Annotated in this window: 1 protein-coding gene; it reads left to right on the top strand. The window is 59.1% G+C overall.

Going from position 1 to position 428, the window contains the following annotated elements; genetic code table 11:
- The coding region (locus ACCD05_RS31800) for a cupin domain-containing protein (RefSeq protein ID WP_413397655.1) at positions 1–321 on the top strand (321 nt) is incomplete at its 5' end.
- Positions 322–428 lie beyond the last annotated feature (107 nt).

Genomic DNA, 428 nt, shown 5'->3' with positions numbered 1-428 from the left:
TGGGGCGGCTACACCTCGATCTTCAACGGCGACCGCTTCCAGGTGAAGCGCATCTTCGTCACGCCGGGCAAGAAGCTCTCGCTGCAGAAGCACCATCATCGCTCCGAGCACTGGATCGTCGTCAAGGGCACGGCGGAAGTCACGATCGGCGAGAACGTGCAGATGCTGCGCGAAAACGAATCGGTCTACATTCCACTTGGCGAAGTCCACCGCCTCGCCAACCCGGGCAAGATCCTGCTCGAGCTGATCGAAGTCCAGACCGGCTCCTATCTCGGCGAAGACGACATCATCCGTATCGTCGACGAGTTCGGCCGAACCTGACGAAATATCAACAATCTGGGCTCACGTCCGCAGGAGGTGGCATGAAAGATGCCGCGCCCGTTGAGAGAACGGATCAGTGAGATGCGGGTAATGATCGAGGGACAGTC

This window comes from Rhizobium sp. Rhizsp42, from assembly GCF_047304155.1.
Classification (GTDB): domain Bacteria; phylum Pseudomonadota; class Alphaproteobacteria; order Rhizobiales; family Rhizobiaceae; genus Rhizobium.
The sequence above is the reverse complement of the archived record's forward strand: the minus strand, read 5'-3'. Positions and strand labels throughout refer to the sequence as shown.